The 21,261-nt window shown below is 70.9% G+C and carries 24 protein-coding genes; 14 read left to right on the top strand and 10 right to left on the bottom strand.

The window, feature by feature from the left end; genetic code table 11:
• The first annotated feature begins 106 nt into the window (after positions 1-106).
• The 4 genes from QRN26_RS08485 to QRN26_RS08470 all read left to right on the top strand — a co-directional run bounded on the left by QRN26_RS08485 (position 107) and on the right by QRN26_RS08470 (position 2,639).
• A complete protein-coding gene (locus QRN26_RS08485; protein ID WP_285036231.1) occupies positions 107-754 on the top strand; it encodes a TetR/AcrR family transcriptional regulator in 648 nt (215 codons plus the stop codon).
• A gap of 40 nt (positions 755-794) precedes the next feature.
• Entirely contained in the window at positions 795-1,610 is an 816-nt protein-coding gene (locus tag QRN26_RS08480) for an MBL fold metallo-hydrolase (RefSeq protein WP_285036230.1), read from the top strand.
• Positions 1,611-1,689: 79 nt separating this feature from the next.
• Positions 1,690-2,226 (top strand): hypothetical protein, encoded by a 537-nt coding sequence (locus QRN26_RS08475; RefSeq protein ID WP_285036229.1) that lies wholly within the window; start codon positions 1,690-1,692, stop codon positions 2,224-2,226.
• A gap of 23 nt (positions 2,227-2,249) precedes the next feature.
• The gene (locus QRN26_RS08470; protein WP_285036228.1) at positions 2,250-2,639 is read left to right on the top strand and encodes an MmcQ/YjbR family DNA-binding protein; all 390 of its coding nucleotides are present in this window, start codon (positions 2,250-2,252) and stop codon (positions 2,637-2,639) included.
• A gap of 34 nt (positions 2,640-2,673) precedes the next feature.
• Here QRN26_RS08470 and soxR read toward each other — a convergent pair whose 3' ends face one another.
• Complete coding sequence (gene soxR / locus QRN26_RS08465) at positions 2,674-3,117, bottom strand: redox-sensitive transcriptional activator SoxR (RefSeq protein WP_255353627.1); 444 nt, start codon at positions 3,115-3,117, stop codon at positions 2,674-2,676.
• Positions 3,118-3,316: 199 nt separating this feature from the next.
• On the opposite strand from soxR, the gene QRN26_RS08460 reads away from it, so the two are divergent.
• Genes QRN26_RS08460 through QRN26_RS08450 form a run of 3 tightly spaced genes read left to right on the top strand, consistent with a single transcriptional unit; the run spans position 3,317 to position 6,572 of the window.
• Positions 3,317-4,546: an ATP-binding protein gene (locus tag QRN26_RS08460; RefSeq protein WP_285036227.1), complete on the top strand. Its 1,230-nt coding sequence runs from the start codon at positions 3,317-3,319 to the stop codon at positions 4,544-4,546.
• Entirely contained in the window at positions 4,543-5,841 is a 1,299-nt protein-coding gene (locus QRN26_RS08455; RefSeq protein WP_285036226.1) for a tetratricopeptide repeat protein, read from the top strand. Before QRN26_RS08460 ends, QRN26_RS08455 begins: the two co-directional genes overlap by 4 nt.
• Positions 5,838-6,572, top strand: coding sequence for a hypothetical protein (locus QRN26_RS08450; RefSeq protein WP_285036225.1), 735 nt, complete (start codon positions 5,838-5,840; stop codon positions 6,570-6,572). Before QRN26_RS08455 ends, QRN26_RS08450 begins: the two co-directional genes overlap by 4 nt.
• A gap of 43 nt (positions 6,573-6,615) precedes the next feature.
• Here QRN26_RS08450 and QRN26_RS08445 read toward each other — a convergent pair whose 3' ends face one another.
• A complete protein-coding gene (locus tag QRN26_RS08445) occupies positions 6,616-7,227 on the bottom strand; it encodes a hypothetical protein (RefSeq protein WP_056779737.1) in 612 nt (203 codons plus the stop codon).
• A gap of 46 nt (positions 7,228-7,273) precedes the next feature.
• Here QRN26_RS08445 and QRN26_RS08440 point away from each other — a divergent pair, with 46 nt between their 5' ends.
• Both QRN26_RS08440 and QRN26_RS08435 read left to right on the top strand, forming a co-directional pair.
• Complete coding sequence (locus QRN26_RS08440; protein WP_056009472.1) at positions 7,274-7,570, top strand: hypothetical protein; 297 nt, start codon at positions 7,274-7,276, stop codon at positions 7,568-7,570.
• Between the two features lie 10 nt (positions 7,571-7,580).
• On the top strand, positions 7,581-8,096 hold the full coding sequence (locus QRN26_RS08435; protein WP_285036224.1) for a hypothetical protein: 516 nt from the start codon (positions 7,581-7,583) through the stop codon (positions 8,094-8,096).
• A 29-nt stretch (positions 8,097-8,125) separates the two neighbouring features.
• On the opposite strand, the gene QRN26_RS08430 is transcribed toward QRN26_RS08435, so the two are convergent.
• The 3 genes from QRN26_RS08430 to QRN26_RS08420 all read right to left on the bottom strand — a co-directional run bounded on the left by QRN26_RS08430 (position 8,126) and on the right by QRN26_RS08420 (position 11,350).
• Positions 8,126-8,734: a TetR/AcrR family transcriptional regulator gene (locus QRN26_RS08430; RefSeq protein ID WP_285036223.1), complete on the bottom strand. Its 609-nt coding sequence runs from the start codon at positions 8,732-8,734 to the stop codon at positions 8,126-8,128.
• Positions 8,735-8,798: 64 nt separating this feature from the next.
• On the bottom strand, positions 8,799-9,029 hold the full coding sequence (locus QRN26_RS08425; RefSeq protein WP_056009478.1) for a YbdD/YjiX family protein: 231 nt from the start codon (positions 9,027-9,029) through the stop codon (positions 8,799-8,801).
• Complete coding sequence (locus tag QRN26_RS08420) at positions 9,029-11,350, bottom strand: carbon starvation CstA family protein (protein ID WP_285036222.1); 2,322 nt, start codon at positions 11,348-11,350, stop codon at positions 9,029-9,031. Before QRN26_RS08420 ends, QRN26_RS08425 begins: the two co-directional genes overlap by 1 nt.
• 238 nt (positions 11,351-11,588) lie before the next feature.
• On the opposite strand from QRN26_RS08420, the gene QRN26_RS08415 reads away from it, so the two are divergent.
• Entirely contained in the window at positions 11,589-12,125 is a 537-nt protein-coding gene (locus QRN26_RS08415; protein WP_285036221.1) for a hypothetical protein, read from the top strand.
• A 34-nt stretch (positions 12,126-12,159) separates the two neighbouring features.
• Here QRN26_RS08415 and QRN26_RS08410 read toward each other — a convergent pair whose 3' ends face one another.
• Genes QRN26_RS08410 through QRN26_RS08400 form a run of 3 tightly spaced genes read right to left on the bottom strand, consistent with a single transcriptional unit; the run spans position 12,160 to position 14,737 of the window.
• Entirely contained in the window at positions 12,160-13,386 is a 1,227-nt protein-coding gene (locus QRN26_RS08410; RefSeq protein WP_157580277.1) for a rhamnosyltransferase WsaF family glycosyltransferase, read from the bottom strand.
• Positions 13,383-14,588 carry a dTDP-4-amino-4,6-dideoxygalactose transaminase gene (gene rffA, locus QRN26_RS08405; RefSeq protein ID WP_285036220.1) on the bottom strand — a complete coding sequence of 402 codons (1,206 nt, stop codon included), beginning with the start codon at positions 14,586-14,588 and terminating at the stop codon, positions 13,383-13,385. The genes QRN26_RS08410 and rffA overlap by 4 nt, the downstream gene beginning before the upstream one ends.
• The gene (locus QRN26_RS08400; RefSeq protein ID WP_157579901.1) at positions 14,588-14,737 is read right to left on the bottom strand and encodes a hypothetical protein; all 150 of its coding nucleotides are present in this window, start codon (positions 14,735-14,737) and stop codon (positions 14,588-14,590) included. The genes rffA and QRN26_RS08400 overlap by 1 nt, the downstream gene beginning before the upstream one ends.
• Positions 14,738-14,961: 224 nt before the next feature.
• On the opposite strand from QRN26_RS08400, the gene QRN26_RS08395 reads away from it, so the two are divergent.
• Positions 14,962-15,618 carry a response regulator gene (locus QRN26_RS08395; protein ID WP_056779749.1) on the top strand — a complete coding sequence of 219 codons (657 nt, stop codon included), beginning with the start codon at positions 14,962-14,964 and terminating at the stop codon, positions 15,616-15,618.
• Positions 15,615-16,697, top strand: a complete 1,083-nt coding sequence (locus tag QRN26_RS08390; protein ID WP_056009488.1) for a sensor histidine kinase — start codon at positions 15,615-15,617, stop codon at positions 16,695-16,697. The genes QRN26_RS08395 and QRN26_RS08390 overlap by 4 nt, the downstream gene beginning before the upstream one ends.
• Here the strand turns inward: QRN26_RS08390 and QRN26_RS08385 are convergent.
• Complete coding sequence (locus QRN26_RS08385; protein WP_285036219.1) at positions 16,694-17,269, bottom strand: GNAT family N-acetyltransferase; 576 nt, start codon at positions 17,267-17,269, stop codon at positions 16,694-16,696. The genes QRN26_RS08390 and QRN26_RS08385 overlap by 4 nt on opposite strands.
• Positions 17,266-17,598, bottom strand: a complete 333-nt coding sequence (locus QRN26_RS08380; protein WP_285036218.1) for an NIPSNAP family protein — start codon at positions 17,596-17,598, stop codon at positions 17,266-17,268. The genes QRN26_RS08385 and QRN26_RS08380 overlap by 4 nt, the downstream gene beginning before the upstream one ends.
• Positions 17,599-17,705: 107 nt before the next feature.
• Here QRN26_RS08380 and QRN26_RS08375 point away from each other — a divergent pair, with 107 nt between their 5' ends.
• Both QRN26_RS08375 and QRN26_RS08370 read left to right on the top strand, forming a co-directional pair.
• Positions 17,706-18,341: a HEAT repeat domain-containing protein gene (locus QRN26_RS08375; RefSeq protein WP_285036217.1), complete on the top strand. Its 636-nt coding sequence runs from the start codon at positions 17,706-17,708 to the stop codon at positions 18,339-18,341.
• 25 nt (positions 18,342-18,366) lie between these two features.
• On the top strand, positions 18,367-21,258 hold the full coding sequence (locus QRN26_RS08370; protein ID WP_285036216.1) for a hypothetical protein: 2,892 nt from the start codon (positions 18,367-18,369) through the stop codon (positions 21,256-21,258).
• The last annotated feature ends 3 nt before the right edge of the window (positions 21,259-21,261 follow it).

Raw genomic sequence — 21,261 nt, 5'->3', positions numbered from 1 at the left:
TTCCCAGACGATCGTCTAAGCTGGACGGCGTCCTCCTCAGACGATCGTCTGATCAGGCCTCGGACACCCACCAGACCGGATGGTCACCCACTTCGAAGGAGCGCCGGTGAGCGGTCTGCGCCAGTACGCGATGAACCAGGTCCGCGACGAGATCATCGACGCCGCCGGCCTCGAGTTCGGGCGCAACGGCTATGCGGGGACCTCGTTCTCCGGCATCGCCGCCGTCATGGGCAAACCGAAGTCGGTCATCGGGTACCATCTCTTCCCGTCCAAGCGGAGCCTCGCGCACGCCGTCATCGCGGAGCAGGACGAACGATGGCAGGCGGCGGACGCGACCATCGGCGTGCCCTACGGCGCGCTCCGGTGGGTGACGATGATCCTCGCCTCGGCTCGGGAGGCCCAGCGGTCCCCGATCGCCATGGGCGCCATCCGGCTGCTGCACGAACTCCCCCGCATGGACGACCCGGTCTACACGGTGTTCGACTGGCGCGCCTACACCCGCACGAACCTCCGCATGGAGGCCGCCGCGCACGACCTCGACCTGCCCGACCTCGACGGCGTCTCCGACGTCCTGCTCGACGCGTGCTTCGGCCTCGTCACCACGACGGTGGGCGACGACGACGCGGCCGAGCTCCGAGACCGACTGATCACGCTCATCCGCCCGATCCTCGCGACCGTCGACCCGGCCGGCGCTGCGGCCACGACCGCCGCCGCCGCCTCGCACGAGCTCGTGAACGGACCGGCCGAGCACTGACCCTCCCCTGAACCCCGTCTCCGCAATCGGAAGGACGCCCATGTCCCAGAGCGACGCCGTGCACCCCGACGCAGCGCACCCCGGTGCCGTGCCGAACACGACCACCCGCAGCAGCACCGTCACCGACGGCGTCCACTTCGTCCAGGGCCCTGCCGTGAACTGGATCATCGTCGAGGGCGAGCTCGGACCGATCCTCATCGACACCGGCTACCCGGGCGACGGCGCCGCCGTCACCGCGACCCTCGGCGCCCTCGGCTACGCGGTCGAGGACGTCCAGGCGATCCTCCTCACCCACGGACACGGCGACCACATCGGCAACGCCGCGTTCATCGCCGGACTCGCCGACTGCGACGTCCTCGCCGCCCACGACGAGATCCCCAACGTGCGACGAGACGTGCTCGAACAGGTCGGGCTCGCCGACGTCCAGCCCCACCTGGAGCGTCCGGGCGTCGCGAGCTGGTTGAACCACGCCGTGGAGGCCGGCGGACTCGAAGTCGTACCACCCACCGCGGTCGTGGCGGTCGAAGCGGTCCCCGAACTCCGAGACGCCCTCGGTGTCGAGATCCGGCCGATCCCCCTCCCCGGGCACACGCGCGGCCACCTGGGATTCCTGCTCGTCGAGCACGGGGTCCTCATCGCCGGCGACGCCCTCATCACCGCGCACCCGACGAGCCCGCACGACGGACCGCAGCTGCTCCCGGAGATGTTCCACGGCGACCTGCAGCGCGCCCGACAGTCGCTGACGAAGCTGGCCGGGCTCCCCGCGTCGATCGTGCTGCCCGGGCACGGGCCGGCGTTCTTCGGCTCGCCCGCACAGGCAGCAGCGGAAGCGCTGGCGTTCGGCAGCGCGTTCTGAGCCCCTGGTCGCCCGCGGAACGCCTGCGCTAGCGTTGGCGGGGTCCCGAACCCGCACGCCGAGCCACGAGGAAGTGACCATGCAGAACCCGTTCCGCCGCGACGGCAGCCCGTCCGACACCAGCCCGAATGAAACCGGCCCGAGCGACGCTCAGCCCGACGCCACGGACCAGCCGCACCAGGGCCGCACCCTCGAACCGAGCCCCGACGTCCTGGCACAGCTCGACTCCCTCGACGCCGCCTGCCGCGCAGCACCGGATGAGATCGACCCGCAGATCCGCCTCTGGCAGGCGGTCGCGTCCCTCGACCGCTGGGTCTTCATCAACCGCGGCACCGACGACGAACCGCGTCCCTACGCGCTCGCCGCCCAGCCGGGGAACCTGCTCTGCGTCTACAGCAGCGGGACGCGTGCCCAGGAGGCCGCCTACGCGAACGGCCTCGTCCCCCCGGACGCCACGGTCTCCCTCCTCGCGGTCCCGATCCCTGCGGCGATCGACTGGGTCCTCGCCTTCGGCGAACGCGGCGTCGTCGGCGTGGCCCTCGACTACCCGCGGCTCGGCTCGTGGGTCCCGCTGCCGAACCTGGCGCGGTTCCGTCCGGCGTCCGAACAGCGCTGAGCCGTCCACCCGGGAGGATCACGATGCACGGTGTCGAGCTGCAGGAGCGCGCCGCCCGCCGGGCCGACGAGCTTCCGGGCGCGGAGCTCACCCATCCCTTCGGTGAGGAGTGGGACGTGTACAAGGTGCGGGGCAAGGTGTTCATGCTCCAGACCGGCGCGACGGGCGAACCGATCGTGACCCTGAAGGCGCGCCCCGAGGACAGCCGCAGCCTCCGTGAGGCGTTCCCCGACATCATCCCCGGCTATCACATGAACAAGCGGCATTGGATCTCGCTCAAGCCGGACGGTGAGCTCGAACCGGCGTTCGTCGACGACCTCGTCACGGAGTCGTACCTCCTCGTCGTGGAGGGGCTGCCGAAGCGCCTGCGGCCGGTCGATCCCGCCACCTTCGGGCAGCGCGGCGACGCCTGAGCTCAGGCGGTGCGCGTGCCGCCCGACGGCGCGCTCAGACCGGGATGCGGCGAGCGCCCGTGCCGGTGTCGCCGAGTTCGTCGTCCGGGTTGAGGAGGGTGCAGGCCTTCATCGAGAGGCAGCCGCAGCCGATGCAGCCGGTGAGTTCTCGTTCGAGCTGTTCGATGCCGCGTCGGCGCTGTTCGAGGACCTTCTGCCAGCGACGTGAGGCCCGTTGCCAGTCCTCGTGGCTGGGGGTGCTGGTGAGGGGAACGTCGGCGAATGCTTCGGCGACGTCTTCGAGCGGAATGCCGAGGCGTTTCGCGACCGAGATGAGGGCGACGCGGCGCAGCATGTGTCGTGGGTACCGTCGCTGGTTCCCGGTCGACCGCTCGGAGGCGATGAGGCCGAGGCGTTCGTAGTAGTGGAGGGCGGAGACGGCGACGCCGGTGCGGCGGCTCATCTCGCCGACGCTCAGCAGCTCGCCGGGACGGTGCACGTCGCACCACCCGCCTTCCTCGATCCGACCTCAAGCCGCCTTCAGGTTCGGCCCGCTGTCGACGGTACACCAGCCCAGGGTGACGGATGGGCACCCCTCCCCATGCTCGATCCGGACCGATCCGGGCCGACGCCTGTCGCTCATCGGCGTCCCGCTGGCAGGATGGTCGGCATCTGACACGGACCGTGGGGGGGACGAGATGACACAGGACGGGGATTTCCTCGAGGTGATCGCTGCCGAGGTGGCGCAGGATCCACAGAACGCGGCACTACGCGAGGACTTCGTCACGCTGCTGCTCCAGCACGACGTGGACCGCGCGGCCGAGGAGGTGTCGACCTTCGAACGGTTCGGCGGGGACCCCGCGCGCGTGCGGCTGCTCCGAGCGCGGGTGATGGCGGCACGGTTGCGCGGTGGCACGACGGGCGGTGCGCCCGCCGAGACCCCCGGGGGCGACCCGACAGCGAGCTCGTCGACACCGAACCGGCCGACGGCGGTCCCGAACGCGTCGACACCCGACCAGGCGCCCGTCCGGATCGGGCAACCGAGCCTTTGGGACGCGGAGCGGCCCGCGATCACCCTCGCCGACGTCGCGGGTCTCGCCGACGTCAAGCAGCACCTCGACTCGACGTTCCTCGCTCCGCTGCGCAACCCCGAACTCGCCGCCGCGTTCGGGCAGAAGCCGGGCGGGTCACTCCTCATGTACGGGCCGCCCGGGTGCGGGAAGACCTTCATCGCGAAGGCGATCGCCGGAGACCTGGGCGCCTCGTTCATCCACGTCACCCTCGCCGACCTCCTGAGCAAATGGCTGGGCGACAGCGAGAAGGCCATCCAGAGCGTCTTCCACGACGCCCGCGCAGCCGCGCCCTGCGTCATCTTCTTCGACGAGTTCGACGCCTTGGGTGGCCGACGCACCTCGGGCGGCGGGTCGCAGTCGATGCGCACGATCGTGACCCAGCTGCTCGAAGAGCTCGACGGTGTCGCGAACGAGAACGACGGCGTGTACTTCCTGGCCGCGACCAACCGTCCCTGGGACATCGACCCGGCGCTCCGTCGTCCGGGGCGGATCGACAAGACGGTCCTCGTGCTCCCGCCGGATGCCGTGGCTCGGGCCGCCATCCTCCAGGGCGACCTCGAGGGCAAACCTGCCGAGGGGGTCGACGTCATCGCGGTGGCTGCGGCGACCGATGGGTTCTCCGGTGCCGACATCGCGCAGGTCTCACGGGTCGCCCTGCAACGGTCACTGTCGGCGTCGATGGAGGCGGGCGCGATCGTGCCCGTCACCACGGAGGGGTTGCTCGAGGCCGCCGCCGGCCTCATCCCGTCGACGGCGTCCTGGTTCGACCAGGTCGCGCCCGTGCTCGAATACGGCGTGGACGACGGCACCTTCGCCCAACTCCGGACCTACCGCGTGCAGCACGGTCTCCGATGAGCGAGCCCGTCGGCGTCGAACGCGAGGCCATCGAACACGACCGCGACCTCGCCTGGGAACTCTTCGAGTTCCAGCCGCACCACCCGCGGATCCCCGAACTCGCGATGAGCGTCCTGGCCCGGGCGCCGCAGTTCACCGGGATGATCATCCTGCTGTCCATGCACCGCGAGGCGTGCGGCGACGTCGAGGAGGCCCGACGGCTCCTGCGGGAGCTGCTCGGACGCCGGGACCGGCAGTTCCTCGGGGCACTCCGGCGACTCCGCGACCTCGAGGCGTCCGCCGGTGACTTCACGGAGGCCATGCGCCTCGGCGAACTCGTGCTCCGAGAGGATCCCGACGCGGACTGGTTCGACCACATGGACCTCGCGGCCGCCGTCGCGATGGCCGACGACCCCGAGCGCGGTTGGACGTCGATGGACGGCGCCGTCGAACTGGCCGGTCGGACCGCGCCGGAGGCGTACGCCGGGGCGCTGGGGCTCCGAGCCCTCCACTTCCTGTCGACCGGAGCCCCGCCGGCACGGTTCCTCGTGGCCGCACAGCAGGCGATCGAAGCCGACCCGAGCGAGACGACCCTGTCGACCGCTCTGGCCTTCGCCTACCTCTACGACTACCGTCCGCAGGAGGCCGCCGAACTGCTGGCCCGCGTGCTTCGCGAGGACCCGACGGACGAGGTCGCCCAGGGCGGGATGATCGTCGCCCGCGGGTTCCTCGACCCCATCGAACGCGGGGCCGGCACCATGGACGACCTGCGACGAGCCGGCATGGGCGAGATCGCGTGGCGGATCCTGCGCGACAAGGTGTTCGGAGCCGGGCTCGCCGAGGCGCTCGCCGCGCTGGACCCGCTGCTGCCGGCGGAGCTGGCGGCGTCGCTGCGCCCGCCCCTCGACCGTGATGCGGCGCGTGCCAGCGGCGGAGACGACAAGGTCCTCGCCTGGCGCGACGGACAGCGTCCGGGATCCGGCGGCCTGTGGGGTGACGGTCGGCCCTTCCGACTGCTCAGTGGCGCCGAGGTCGCAGCCCTGGACGCGGCGATCGAACAGCATCCTGCGGCATGGCCGCAGTGGGACGCGGAGCACGAATACTTCACCCTGCTCTTCACCGACGATGCGGACGCCTACCTCTTCGAGGGTGCCGGTGGCCGCTTGTACCGACGCGGCGCAGGCAGCGACGACGAGGAGATCGCGTCCAGCCTGACGGACTGGCTGTGGGACCGCGTCGCCGCGTTCGGTGGAGCCGATGCCCGCCCGGGACGCTCCGCGGTCGTGACGGGCCGACCGCCGACGGACGAGTCGTGAAGCGGGAGCAGTTGACGGCGCTCGGCGTCGCGGCTGCCGACCGGGGGAACGCGCTGTTCCTCGACGAGGGCGACACGATCGCGCCGCAGTCGGTGGTCTTCGCCCCGATGGACGGTGGGTGGACGGTCTACACGACCGACCATACGTCGAGCCCCGTCGAGACCACCCGGCGATGGTTCACGACCGAGGAGGCGGCGTTCGACGACATGTACGAGCAGCTCCGCGAGCAGTCGACGCAGCGGATCCAGCCGAGCATCGTCGAGAGCTTTCGACGCATCGGGGTGCTCGGCACGGTGACCGCCGTCATGTGGCTCGTCACGGGAGCAGGGTGGCTGTGGATGTCGCCGTTCACCTTCTCCCGGGCGGAGACACGAGGCACCGGCAACTCGGGCGACCTGGGCGAATTCATCTTCCCCGCTGAGACGGGCCTCCCGGTCGTCGCGGCCTGCTACAGCCTCGCGTTCATCAACGTCCTCCTCCAGTGGGGCATCGGGCGTCGCGACCACGGCGCCGTCCGCACCCGCGCCGTGCAGATCGCCGGTGGAACCGCCTTCTTCGCGGCGGTCGCCCTCGTGTGCATGGCGATCCGCGCCGCCGAAGTCGATGATCTGTCGTTCTGGTTCCCGCCGATCCTCGCTGTGGTGGCCGGCATCGTGGTGTCGCTCGCACTCTTCGCCGCTCGCACCGCCGACGCCGAACGAGATGCGGCACCGAACGAGATGCGGCACTGAATGGCTCGACTCGACCGGACCAGCCGCGCGGAGCCGCCGCCGGTCAGGGCACCTGAGCCAGGTCGGCCGCCGGCCACGACCAGACGACGTCCACCGCCGACTGCTCCTTCACCGCGGTCCGGCGACGGGACGCCTCGCGCTTGGTCGCGGGCTCGGACGGCCCATTCCAGATCCAGTCCTTCGGCACCAGGTGGAAGGCGAGCGTCGCCTGGCCGCGGGCCTCGTCGACCACGAGGACGAGCGCCGCGCCGCGATCGCGGACACGCCACACCACGACGCCCCGGGGTGTGGTCGTGAGCGCGCCCACCTCGGCGAGGCGTCGTCCATACGGATCCTCCTCGGGGTCGAGCGTGGTCTCCCCGTGGATGAAGTCGCCGCCGTGGACGTGGATGCAGTCGCGTTGGAGGGCGGCGCAGACCTCGCGCAGCCGCTCGAGCGCTGATCGGTCCGTCGCGCTGATCGTGGCGACGGCCAGGGGAAAGATCACGAGCGCACCCCGGTCGATCGCCGGCACACCGAGCAGCGGCCAGAGCGAGGGGTGCGTCGCCGCCTGCCGAGGCGGGAGAGCCGAGATCGTGTCGAGGATCCGGAGACCGTCAGCGAGCAGTTCGAGCCCCGGCGCTTCGGCGATCGGTTCGTTGATCGATTCGGTCATCCGCCCAGGCTACCGAGCCGTCGGCGGTGTTCCGTAGGCTTGAGGGGTGAAGCTCATCGCCACCCTCCGCGACCGCGCGACCATCACCACCGAAGCAGCCGCACCCGATGTCGCGGGTCTGCGCGCGGCCGTCCTCGCCGCCACCCCGCCCGGCCACACGCTCGCCGCGTTGCACGGTGGCGGACGGGTGAACGGCGACCTCGTCGGCACCGCCGTCTACCGGCCCGTCGCCACACGGACGATCGAGGCCGAGGGTCGCGACTACCCGACCGCGCGGAAGGCGCTCGAGGCGCTCGTCCCCGAGGAGCAGGTCGTGCTCTCGGTCCACGCCGTGGACCAGTGAGGGCACGGGCATGAGCGGACACGCGTTCGCCATCGGGTCGATGGTGCGCTTCCAGGAGATCGTCTCGCCGCTCCCGCCGGCCGACACCCTGGCGGCCATGCTGTCGGCACTGCAGGCGGACGGCTTCGCCGTGGCACCCGAGTCGTTCGCGGCCGACGCCTGGAGCATCCGGTACGCCGTCATCGGCGACGACCGCGCATCGAGCCTGAGCTCCTACGCCCTGGAGCTCGTCCCGCTCCTGTCGCTCGTCGGGGTGCGTCGGCCCTATGCCCGCTGCGCGGCACCGGTCGCGGTCCGGGCGACGGAGCACGGTTCCGTCCTCCACACGACGACGGTCTGGGGGTTCCGCGGCGACGGCGGGACGGTGGGCCTCGTCGCGCAACGGGTCGCGGCCGCCGCCGAGCGGGCTGCTCAGCTGGTGGGCGGGACGCGCAACGCCTCCGTCTCGATGATCGACCGGACGGTCCCGATCGACGGCAAGCGGTTCGAACGGCTCACCGGTTGGAAACGGCGGGCGCGCCCCTAGGCCGCCGGATCACACCGGATCAAGCTGGATCACACCGGATCAGGCAGGATCACACGGACCTGCGCGGCGATCTCGTCCACGATCTCGTCGACCGTCCGGGCCGCGTTCACCGTCGCGGCCATGCTCACGAACATGATCGCGGAGACGACGTGGGCGAGCGTGCTCGCGACCTCGGTGGCGACACCGCCGCGGTCGACGAGGACCTCGGCGATGAGCGCCTCGGTCTGCTGGGTGAGGTCGAGCGCCACACGGTGGTGCGGTTCCTCGGGGTCGCCGAACACGATCTCCCGGAGGTAGGTGCGGCCGTTGTCGATCTGCTTGCGGTTGCACTCCACGACCGGGCGGATGACGGCGAGGACCCCGTCCGTCATCGTCCCGGCGGCCGCGGCGGCCGCGCGTCCCTCGGCGAGCGCGTCGGCGTACGTCGAGTTCTGCACGAGCAGCAGCAGCTCGCCCTTCGTCTTCGCGTAGAGGAAGAGCGTCCCCGTGCCGATGTCCGCGCGGTCGGCGATCTCCTGCGTCGTCACGTCGTCGACGCCGCGCTCGGCGAACAGCTCGCCCGCCGCCGCCGTGATGCGAGCGAGCTTGTCGAGCTTGTTGCGTTCGCGTCGGCCGAGCGTGCGGTCGTCGATGCTCATGGGGGTTCCTTCGGCATGGGGCGTGGTGGAGGTCCGGCCCCATTCTCCCAGGCGGTGCTGGAGTTCAGCAGCACCGCGAACCGGGCGTTCGGTCCTGCTCCGCGAAGCGCTCCCGCCAGAAGGTGCGCTCGTCGGGGACCGGGGTGTCCGGGTGCACGCGCCGATGATGCTCGACATAGGTCGCGTAGGCGGTGTCGCCCATGAGCGAGGTGACGAACCACCGCACCGACGCCCAGCCCCGCCGGACCGCGAGCCCCACGGCTCCCGGTCCGGTCGCCGACCCGGTGCCGGACATCAGTGCCCCGACCGTGCTGGGCGCTTGTCGGCGTCCACCGTCGACCACTCGCGCTCGAGCGCCTTCTCCGCCTTCGTCGCGACGATCCCCGCGGGCGCGAATCGACGCGACGGGAGCGCCGGGTCCTCCGAGCTCGGCCCACCACCCGTGCGGAACGACCGTACGGTGTGGAGGATCGCGAAGAAGATGACGATGATCGCGAGGGTCACGAACAGAATCGACAGCACGCCCTGCACGGTGGTGTTCCGCACGACGGCCTCCATCGCCGCCCGCGTCGGTGCGTTCCCGAAGCTGTCCTCGCCGGCGGCGAGCGCCTCGCGGAACGCCGCGTTCTGCGCCCAGTAGCCCACGGCGGGGACGGGCGAGAAGATCTTGAACATCGACGCGGTGATCGTCACGACCGCGGTGAAGGCCAACGGCACGGCGACGATCCACAGCCACCGGAAGTTCCCGCGTTTCGCGACGATCGCCATGCAGACCGCGAGCGCGATCGCAGCGAGGAGCTGGTTCGCGATGCCGAACAACGGGAACAGGGTGTTGATGCCGCCGAGCGGGTCGGTGACGCCCATGATGAGGATCGCTCCCCACGCCGCGACCATCACGGCCGTGCAGATCCAGGCTCCGAGTCGCCAGTCGGGGTCGCGGAACTTCGGGATGATGTTGCCGAAGGTGTCCTGCAGCATGAAGCGGGCCACACGCGTGCCGGCGTCGACGGCGGTGAGGATGAACAGGGCCTCGAACATGATCGCGAAGTGGTACCAGAACGACATGAGCGCGGTGCCGCCGATGAGCTGCTGCATGATGTGCGCGAGGCCGAGGGCGAGCGTCGGTGCACCACCGGTGCGGGACACGATCGACTCCTCCCCCACATTCGCGGCGGTCTGCGTGAGCACGTCGGGGGTGAGGTTCACTCCGGCGAGCCCGAGCGAGTTCACGAAGGCGACCGCGCCCTCGACGGTGCCACCGGTCGCCGCCGCGGAGGAGTTCATCGCGAAGTAGATGCCGCGGTCGATGGACAGGGCGGCGACGAGGGCCATGATCGCCACGAACGACTCCATGAGCATGCCGCCGTAGCCGATGAACCGGGTCTGGCGTTCCTTCTCGACGAGCTTCGGCGTGGTGCCCGAGGCGATGAGCGCGTGGAAGCCGGAGAGGGCGCCGCACGCGATCGTGACGAAGAGGAACGGGAAGAGCGAGCCGCTGACCACCGGGCCGGCGTCACCACCGGCGAACTCGCTGAACGCGGGAACCGTGATCTCCGGCCGCACGAGGACGATCGCCCCGGCGAGCATCACGATCGTGCCGATCTTCATGAAGGTGGAGAGGTAGTCGCGCGGTGCGAGCAGCAGCCACACCGGCAGGATCGCGGCGACGAAGCCGTAGACGATGATGCCGACGGCGATGACCGTGCGGTCGAGGGTGAACGCCGCGGCGCCCCACTCGGTCTCCGCGACCCAGCCGCCCGCGACGATCGCGAACATGAGGAGGACGAAGCCGATGATGGAGATCTCCGTGATCTTGCCCGGCCGGATGAACCGCAGGTACACACCCATGAAGAGCGCGATCGGGATCGTCATCGACACGCTGAAGACGCCCCAGGGGCTCTCGCCGAGGGCGTTGACGACGACGAGGGCGAGGATCGCGACGATGATGACCATGATCGCGAGCGTCGCGATGATCGCCGCCGTCCCGCCGATCACGCCGAGCTCATCGCGCGCCATCTGGCCGAGGGAGCGGCCGCCGCGACGCATCGAGAAGAAGAGCACGAGGTAGTCCTGCACGGCACCCGCCAGGATCACGCCGATGATGATCCAGATGGTGCCGGGCAGGTACCCCATCTGCGCGGCGAGCACGGGGCCGACGAGGGGGCCGGCACCGGCGATCGCGGCGAAGTGGTGCCCGTAGAGGACGCGGCGGTCGGTGGGGACGAAGTCCTTGCCGTTGGCGAGGTACTCGGCCGGGGTCGCCCGCCGGTCGTCGGGGCGGAGCAGCTTCCGTTCGATGAGCTTCGAGTAGAAGCGGTAGGCGATGAGGTAGGTGCAGACCGCCGCGAAGACGAACCAGATCGCGTTGACCGTCTCGCCACGGACAAGTGCCAGCATCGTCCACGCGAACCCGCCGAGGAGGGCGATGGCGACCCAGAGGACCACCTTGGCGGGGGTCCAGCGAGGGGCGTGCTCGGCCTCGTCGACCGCGGTGGGCGGCAGCTCAGGATCCTGCACCACGACGGGTTCCGCTTCACCCCCGCCGGCGGGCTGCTGTGCTCCGCGCCGGTTCGATCCTGCGCGTGCTCGGTCCTGTCGTCCGGCGTCGTTGCCCATGACGATTCCTCCCTCAACGGTGGTGTTCGTGCGTCGAGGGTAACAGCGACCCGCCGGTGGGCGCTCGACCGGATCCGGCCTCACCGGGCTGGAACGGGACTCGCGCGATCAAGCACTTGCAGGGTTGGTTCCGGGGTGGTTTCCAGCCGCCGGACGCCTTGCGCCCAGGGTTCGGCGCAAGACTGATCCGGTCTTTGCTGTTCCGATCGACCACCCGCCCCTTGACCACCGGATCCCCATGACCCTGACGTTCCCCGTTCCGTCGTCCGACGACAGCGTGCAACGACGTGGGTTGCGCGAGGCGCTCTCCGATGCCGTGGTGCAGGACTTCATCGACGACCTCCCGGTCCCGACCCGTCCGTCCGACCTCGCGACCCGGCTGCTGTACCCGCGCTGGCAGGTGTACTCGGACATCCACGAGGGCAAGCTCATCGCCGAGCGGGTGCGGCGCAACACCCGCCTGTTGAAGGTCGACGTGGAGCGCAACCGTGCGTGGATCGCGCACGGACTCGCCACCCGACGGGCGCGGGCCGGCTCCGGCGTCGACGCACCCGAGCAGGAGACGCCCGTCTCCGTCGTCATCGTGGATCCCGAAGCGTTGGCGCAGCTGCACGCGATCACCGCGAGTGGTCTGAGCATCCGCGAGGCGGTCGAACACGCGCTGCGGTCGATGAGCACCCCACCGGAGGCCGAGGACGGGCGGCGGGTCACCCCGCCGGTTGCGGAGATGCTCCCCGACCTCGACGCCCGCCGTCGGCAGGCGCGGGTGGGCTGACGCCGCGGCGGGCGTCAGCCGAGCGCGCTGCGCGTCAGAGGGACGAGCGCATCGCCCGCTCGAACTGCTCGACGAACTGCGCGCCGGGGTCGGACCAGTCGGCGGCCGTGATCGACGCCGAGATCCGCTTGGCGTGCTCGATCGCGTCGGGACGCTCGACGATGTCGACGAGTCGCCTGGCGATCGCAGCGGGCGACAGCGGCACGTACTCGATGTGCTGACTGTCGAGCACCCCGGTCGTGTTCGGGCTGTCGTTGACGACGGGCACCACCCCGGAGGACATGATTTCCAGCGGGAGCAGCGACATGTCGGTGAGCGACAGCACGAGGCCTGCGGCGCAGCGGTTGTAGACGGCGTTCAGCTCGGAGATGTCCATGGCCGAGCGGTTCACGAACGGGAACCCGGTCTCGTAGCCCGACATGTCCCAGCCGACGAGGTTGATCGTGATGTCCGGGCGCAGCCGGTGGAACTCGGTCAGCGCGAGCTCGCCGATCTCCCAGCCGCGCCGTGGCGTCGGCGGACGGGCGTAGAAGAGGATCTCGGTGCGGGGTGCGTCGTTCACGTGCGAGTAGTGCTGCTTGTCGACCGAGTAGTCGAAGTGGTCGCAGCTCATGCCGTACTCGTCGGCGACCTTCCTGGCCAACCACGGTCCGGCCGAGAACCCGTGGAACCCGAAGCGGTAGGTGTTCTCAGCGAGGACGTACTCACTGCTGGCCGGGTAGAACCACGGTTCGAAGTCCTGCACGAAGGAGAACCGCTTCGCCGGCCCCTGGTAGCGGAACGCGGGGTACGCCGTCTGCCAGTCGGAGGACACGACGACGTCGGCCCCTGGCGCGATGCCGGTGACGGGGTCGTACCGGACGATGTCGGCCTGCAGCTCCGGGTAGGCGCTGCTCGCCGCCATCATCGCGCGGATCCCGGCGATGTCGACGGCGGGCTGCGCGGACGCCTGGTACAGGTAGATCGTGAGGCGGTGACCGGCGCGTTCGAGGAACTCCATGAAGCGGAACGCGTTCTGATGCCCGCCGGAGGTGCGGCTCGGCGGTGAGATCAACCACGCCACGTCGTAGGGGCGCCGGGGGAACTCGGCGACGTTGAAGTGCCGCGGCACCGTCCAGTCGGCGGCGATCGCGTCGCTGGGGTAGAGGTCGGTGGGCTTCCGGCGCATCGGGTTGAAGCGTCCGTCGGCGAAGTGCGCGGCACGCCAGAGCGTCGACCGGACACCCTCGCCACGGATGGCGCGGAGCCCCTGCTCGATCATGCCCATATGGAATCCTGTCCCGTCGATGCCGTGGTCGCCGTCGTGAGGTCGGAGTTCGCCCCAAACGCGCGGACCGCGGCGACGACCCGGTCCACCTCGGCGTCGGTCATCGCCGGCCATAGCGGCAGCCGGACGAGGCGTTCGGCGAACCGGACCGCGTGCTGCGGTTCCGACACCACCCGACCGTATCGCCGACCGGCCGCACTCGAATGGAGCGGCACGTAGTGGAAGGCGGCACCGATGCCGTGCGCCTGCAGGTGGCGGAGGAACTCCTGCTGCACCTCGGCGTCCGGCAGCAGCAGGAAGAAGAGGTGTGCGGCGTGCACGCCGCCGGGCGGGTCCATGAGCGTCGCGCCACGATCGTGCGCCCACTCGGCGAGCTCGACCGCGTACCGGTCCCAGATCCGGTGCCGGTGCGCCTGGATGACGACGAAGTCGCGGAGTTGGGTGTCGAGCACCGCGGCGTTCAGTTCGCTCGGCAGGTAGCTGGAGCCGAGGTCCGCCCAGCTGTACTTGTCGACCTGGCCGCGGAGGAACTGGGCGCGGTCGGTCCCCTTCTCACGCATGATCTCGGCTCGCAGCAGCACGGACTCGTCGTTGATGAGCAGCGCACCACCCTCGCCGCAGTGCACGTTCTTCGTGTCGTGGAAGCTCTGCGCGGCCATCGTCCCGACCGTGCCGAGCCGGACACCAGCGCCGCTGACGCCGAGGCCGTGCGCGTTGTCCTCGAGCAGGTGCAGTCCGTGTTCGGCGGCGAGACCGAGGAAGGCCGGTACGTCCACGGGGACGCCGCCGTAGTGCATGACCGAGATCGCCCGGGTGCGGGGCCCGATGGCGTCGGCGACGTGCTGCGGGTCCAGGTTGCCCGTCGTCGGGTCACTGTCGACGAAGACCGGCGTCGCCCCGGCGAGGACGACCGCGTTCGCCGCCGAGGGGAATGTGAAGCTCGGGAGGATCACCTCGTCACCGGGCCCGACGCCGATCAGCCGGGTCATCATCTCGAGCGCGTGGGTCCCCGAGGTGGTGAGGAGGACGTGCTGGGCGCCCGTGAGGTGCCGGAGTCGGTCGGAGGCCGATGCCGTGAACCGGCCGTCGCCGTGGACGTGGTCGGAGGCGAGCACCTGCTCGAGCTGGGCGAGTTCACCGGCGGCACGGTAGGGCTTCGACAGCGGGATGCGCGGCGAGATCCCGACCTCCGCCATCATCGGCCACCCAGCAGCAGCGCGACGATGAAGACCGCTGCGACGATCACGACCGCGACGATGACGATGGTGGCGATGATCCCGATGCCGACCGTCGGTGAGTCCTCGACGGTCGCGCGACGCTCACCGTCCCGTCGTCTTGCGCTCACGTGTCGTTCCTCATGCTGATCCCCCCGGATGTCGATCGGGCGGTTCGCACCGACCCACCGGGCACGTTGGAGCCCGCCCGGGTGCTCCAGTATCGGTCGCGCGTCGATCGGCCCACATCCTGCTGCGGGCTACTCCACCCCCGCCACCTGGCGGGTTCCGAAGCCGGACCGTCACCGCTCCATCCCGTGGGCTCGTAGGGTGAGAGTCGAGCTGAGGAGACCCCGTGATCAGAGTGGCCGTCGTCGACGACGAGGCGTTGGTGCGATCCGGGTTCGAACTCATCCTCGGCGCGGTCGAGGACATCGAGGTCGTCGCCTCGGTCGACGGGGTCGCGGCCGTCGACGCCATCCGCGCGAGTGGTCCCGACGTCGTCCTCCTCGACGTCCGGATGCCCGGCCGGAACGGGCTCGACATCCTCGACGAACTGCAGACCTGGGACGACCCGCCCGTCGTCGCGATCCTGACCACCTTCGACTCCGATGACTACATCGCGCGCGCCCTCCGCAGTGGCGCCGCGGGGTTCCTCGTGAAGGACACCGACCCGGAGCAGCTCCCCATGCTGCTCCGCTCGCTGTCGGCAGGCGGCATCGTGCTCTCGCCGCAGGTGTCCCGGACCCTCGTCGGCGGCTTCGCCAGGGGCGCCGACCGCGAGGCGGCCAGGCGACTGTCCGGCTTGACCGGCCGCGAGCAGGACGTGCTGGCGGCGCTGCGGACGGGTGCGTCGAACACGGAGATCGGCGAGGCGCTGCATCTCAGCCGGGCGACGGTGAAGGACCACGTGAGTGCGATCCTCGGCAAGCTCGACGTCACCACCCGGCTCGAGGCGGCGATCATCGCGGAGCGCGCCGGTGTCCGTGTCGACGAGACGGATCACGCATGACCCGCCGATCCCGGCTCTGGTCGGTCCTCATCGAACTCGCCATCATCGCGGCGGCCGTCGTCGAGAGCCTCGCGACGCTCGAATGGGCGTCGCCCTGGGAGTCGGGGCTGGCGATCGCGGCGGCGGTCGGACTGATCTTCCGGCGACGGTGGCCGTGGATCGCGCTCCTCTTCGCCGTGCCGGCGTTCACCCTCAACCTCGCGACCCTCGCCGGCCTCGCCTCGCTGTTCTCCGTCGCGGTCCGGGAGCGCCGACGCTGGCGGCTCGTCGCGACGGGCATCGTCGTCTTCGTCCTCGCGGCCGTGCCGTGGTGGGGGTGGAACTCCGCCAACTACACGATCCTGTCCATCGTCTACGCCGGCCTGTACGCGGCGGCGCCGATCGCTTTGGGCCTGCTCGTGCGCACCAGACGGGAGCTGTTCGACCGGATCCGCGATCTCGAGCAGGTTCGCCGGACCGAGCGCGCGCGCATCGCCTCCGACGTCCTCGTCGAGGAGCGCACGCGCATCGCGAGGGAGATGCACGACGTGGTCTCCCACCAGGTCAGCCTCATCGCCGTCCAGGCTGGGGCGATCCAGGTGCAGACCGAGGAGCCGGGGACGAAGCGGATGGCGGTCACGATCCGTTCCCTCGCCTCGCGCACCCTCGACGAGCTCCGCGACATGGTCACCCTGCTCCGCGCGGAGACGGGGCATGCACCGTTGGCGCCGCAACCGACGGTCGAGGACCTCAGCCGGCTGATCGCCGACAGTGGGATCGACGTCACCACGGGGATCGAGCTGCCGGACGGGCTTCCGGCGCCGCTGCAGCGGGCGATCTACCGGACGGTGCAGGAGGGCCTCACGAACGCCCGCAAGCATGCCCCGGGAGCGCCCGTCGAGCTCCGGGCCAGTGCCTCACCCGACGAGGTCACCGTCGTCATCCGGAACGCTCGTCCGGCGCGGTCGGCGGGGACCACGTGGTCGTCGGCGGGCCACGGGCTCGTCGGCCTCACCGAGCGGGCGGAACTCCTCAACGGGACGCTCCTCACCGAGGACGCGCCCACCTCCTTCACCCTGACGTTCCGCGCTCCGTACTAGCGGGTGCTCGCGCGGTCGTCAGTGGCGAGCACCGACATCAGGATCGAATCGACCCATTCGCCGTCCCAGTGGAGGGTGTGGCGCTGACGCCCCTCGACCACGAACCCTGCCTTGAGGTAGGACCGCTCCGCCCGGGGATTGAACGAGTACACGTCGAGGACCACCCGGTGCAGCCCGAGGACGTCGAACGCGTGGTCGAGCACCGCCGTCGTCGCCTCCGTCCCGAAGCCCTGCCCGGTCCGGCCGGGAGCCAGCGCGATCCGGAAGTTCATCGACGCGTTGTCCTCGTCGAGCTCGTTGAGCACCACTTCACCGAGGTACTCGCCCGAATCGCTCGCTGTGATAGCCCAGTCGGCCCGGTCGTCCCGCGCGCCGACGGTCGCAAGGTGCCGCTCGATCGCCTCGCGCGGGATGGGTCCATGCGTCCCAGTGAGACGCAGGGTCTCCGGGTCGGCCAGGCCGCGAAGGGTCGGCTCGAGGTGGACCGGGCCGAGCGGGACCAACCGGAGCCGCGACGTCGTGAGGATGTCGAGCTCCGCGAGCTTCGAGGTGTCCACCGTCGGAACGGTCATGCCTCCACCTCCTCATCGCGCTCGTCGCCGAACAGCGGCCGCTGGAAGCGTCGCTCGAACCGCAGGATGCAGCCCGTACCGCGGACCAGCTCGTAGGCCTCGATGCACTCGGGGTCCGTCTCGGCCGCGATGCGGTACTGCTCGTAGGCGGCGAGCGACGGGAAGGTGAACAGCGCGAACGCCTCGTCGTTGTCGCCCTCCGCGGGGAGGAAGTAGCCGTGGTGATCACCGCCGAGCCGGTTGACGAGACGGATCCAGCGCCGCCCGTACTCGGTGAAGGTGTCGAGCTGCTCCGGGTCGATCCGGTAGCGCAGGTGGATGGTGATCATGCGTCCCAGTCTGGCGGTTCCCCGACGACCGTCGTCATACGGGGCCCGCGGGACCGCCCGACACCTACGCTGGAACGGTCCCCAGCACGCCACGGAAGGTGATCGAGATGAGTTCCGAGTACGACGACGCGGCCGCGAACGGGCTCGCCCGCGCCCTGCGTGTGCCGGCCTCCTCGGACCGACTCCAGGCCGCGCTCGCCGCCGGCACCACGCCCAAGCCCTCCTACATCGAGGTGCTCGTCGACCGGTGCGCCGTCGAACCCGACTTCTTCGTGCGCGACATGCTCACCTGGGCCCTCGTGCGGCACGACCCCGAGGTGACCGTGCCACGCCTCGTCGAAGAACTCGGCTCGGTGTTCCCGCAGGCCCGCAGCCAAGCGCTCCACACCCTGTCGAAGACGGGCGACCCGCGCACCTGGTCGGCGATCACCCTCGCACTCCTGGAGGACGACGAGGACCAGGTCGCCCGAGCCGCATGGCGCACCGCCGCAGGTGTCGTCCCCGAGCGCGAGGCGCCGGCGCTCTCCGAGTTGCTCGCGCGCCAGTTCGGGCGCGGCGACCGTGACGTGCGACTCAGCCTGACCCGTGCGTTCCTCTCCATCGGCGAGCTCGGGCGCGACGCGGCCGAGGCGGCGACCACCGACACCACCCCGGAGCCGGCGCGCTCGCACGCCCGAGCCACCGTCCGGATGCTCGACGACCCGGAACTCGACTTCGACGAGGCCCTCGCGACCAGCCACTAGGCGTCTCGCGGATACACTCGACGACGTGATCGGATCGGACGGGACGGGCGAGCCCGGCACACCTGAGAGCACCGACGCACCTGACGGCACCGACACCCGCATCGCGGACCCGGCCCCGAAGCACACGCCACTGTGGACCGTCCTGTCCGCCTGGCTGCTGCGCGTCGAACGCTGGCTGCAGTCCCGCGGCGGCTCCCGCCTGCGGGGCGTGCTGTGGCAGCTCTGGGGGCTCGTCGCGATCGGCGGGATCCTGCTCCTCGTCGGCCCGGTCATCAACCCGCCGCTGACCCTCGACGACCTCACCGACGAGGCGTCCGACGTCACGGACAGCTGGATCGCCCGCTCCTTCTCCGCCGACTACCACGTCACCACCGACGAGGACGGTCGGCTCGTCACCGACGTCGAGGAACGCATCGACGCCTTCTTCCCGAAGGACCTCGAGGACTCCACCATCGAACGGGTGCTCGCCACCGAGTACGAGGGGCACGCCCTCGACCCGTCCGGCATCACGGTGACCCTCGACGGCGTGGAGCAGGACGTGACCCGGGAGCGGGCGGCGGTCTTCCTGCGACTCGTCGTGAAACCCGGCGAGCGGCTCACGGGAGATCACGACCTCGTCATCCGGTACCGGCTCTCCGACCTCGCCTACGTCACCCAGGACACCGCCACCGGGCAGCCCGTCGACCTGCTCCGGTGGGACGTCTTCGGACCCGACCTGCAGCAGGCCGTCGCGAAACTCGACGTGCGGGTGACCATCCCACAGGAGCTCGACGACCGGCTCGTCCGGCAGCCGCGCGGCTCCTTCGCCTGGACTCTCGTGGGTGCCGGGCAGTGGCTCACCCCCGAGCCCGACGCGGCACCGGGCGAGGTCACCTACGGCTTCACGGTCGACGACACGGCCCCGCCCCACTCGCAGGCGCGGTTCACCATGCCGTTCGAGGCGGGATCGATCACGATGCCCCCGCAGTCGTGGATCTTCTGGCTGCAGACCTTCGGTCCGGTCCTCCCGATGCTCGTCCTCGCCGCGACGCTCCTCCTGTCGTTCGCGGCGCGGGCCGTCGCGTGGGGCGACGCCCGCGGACGCCCGTGGTACGTGGCCCAGTCGGAACCGCCTGCCGGCATCTCGCCGCGCACCGCCGCACACCTCCTCCGGTCGCCCGCGACGATGGAACTCGCCGAACGCCTGAAAGACGCGGCGATCAGTGGAACCAAGCAGCAGGCCAAGCGACAGGCGCGCCTCATCGCGACGGCGGGTGCCGCCAAGCGGGCCGGTCGTCTGGGCGACCGCCCCCGCGCCCTGCGCCGGTACCTCACCGGGCCGGAACGCGCCGGCCAGGTGCGCGAGGGCCTGCGGCGGGTGCCGAAGGGCTTCGTCCGCGACTGGTTCATCGCCGCACCGATCGCGCTGACCCTCCTCCAGTGGGGCATCGTCCGGCAGCTGTCGCATCAGACCGTGCTCGCGGTGGTGTGGTGGCCGCTCGCGTTCGTCGCGCTCTCGACCGTCTTCGCCGTCATCGTCCTCGCGATCGCGCTGACCGCCCGGCCGCTGACCCGCAAGGGTGCGCTCGTGAAGCAGCACCTGCTCGGCATCCGGGTGTTCGCGGAGCGGACGCAGCTGCTCGACCGCACCAGCCTCCGCGACCGGCTCCTGCCCTACGCCGTGCTCGGCGCGCCGCCCCGCGCGACCGGCCGACGGGTGGCCGCGCTCATCGCCCCGGAGATCACGATGCCGGCGGCCGCGGCCGATCGTGCCTCGCGTGCCGAGGGATCGCGGACCGGCTTCCTCACCGCGCCGCGCATCGCCGTCCGCGTGCTCGCCCTGCTCCTCGTGGCCGGTGCGATCGTCGCGGTGAACGTCCTCCCAGCCCCCTCGACGGAGTCCGAGACGCCCCGTTCCTACACCGGTGACATCGCCGGATCGACCCTCACGAGGGTCGCCTCGGCCGAGTTCGACGCCGTGCTGGAGCGCGCCGACGGCGATCGGGCCCGACTGCGGACGACCGAACGGCTCGGCGTCGACTTCTCCGACGAGGGTGCGGTGCCCGGACAGGTGGTCCGCGAGTGGCCCGCCGTCGTCGACGGACAGGACCTGGGTCTCGCGGTGGACTCCGTGACGATCGACGGCGAGGACGCACCCTTCACGACGGAACAGGAGGACGGGCGGCTGCTGCTCCGCACGACCTTCGGTGAGGTGCTGACCGGACTGCACGACGTCGTCATCCGGACGACCGCCACGAAGCCCGCGGTCGCCGCGACCATCGACGGCCGCGACGTCGACCGGATCCACTGGGTCGCCCTCCTCGACGGCTGGTCGAGCAGCACCGAATTCGACGAGGACGACCCGCCGGAACCGTTCCGGTTCAGCTTCACCGCCGACGCCGCGTTCCTCGACGACGCCGTCACCGCCGGTTGGACCCCCGCCGAGGCCGCGGCCTGGCGACCGGCGGCGGCCGAGGGTGGTTCCGGGCAGGAGACGGCGACGCTCGACCTCGTGCCTGACGACGGCAGGTGGCCGCTCGACGCCCGCTCCGACGATCTCGGCGTGGCCCTCGACCTCCCGGCCGGCACGGTCGCCGGAACTGACGCCGGTGCTGCAGCCTGGGCTCGGACGGCGGCGCTGGCACCCGGGCTCCTCACCCTCCTCTTCGCCGGTGTCTCGATCCTCGGCTGCGTGATCGGCGCGATCGGCACCGTGCGGGGCCGTGGTCGGGTGCGGGAGCCGGGGCTCCTCCGTGACGCGGTGCGGTGGCTGACCCCGGCGGCGCTCGTCGCCGCGATGGTGCTCGGCATCCGCGAGCTGGACGCCATCGACGGTGACGACCCCTTCGGCGGCCTCCTGCTCGGCGCCCTCGTCGCCGACGTCGTGGCGATCCTCGCCTGGTACTTCCTCGCCCTGCGGGGAGGGAAGCGCGCCTGACCG

The sequence above is a fragment of the Plantibacter sp. ME-Dv--P-095 genome, assembly GCF_030209365.1.
Taxonomy (GTDB): Bacteria; Actinomycetota; Actinomycetes; order Actinomycetales; family Microbacteriaceae; genus Plantibacter.
The sequence above is the reverse complement of the archived record's forward strand: the minus strand, read 5'-3'. Positions and strand labels throughout refer to the sequence as shown.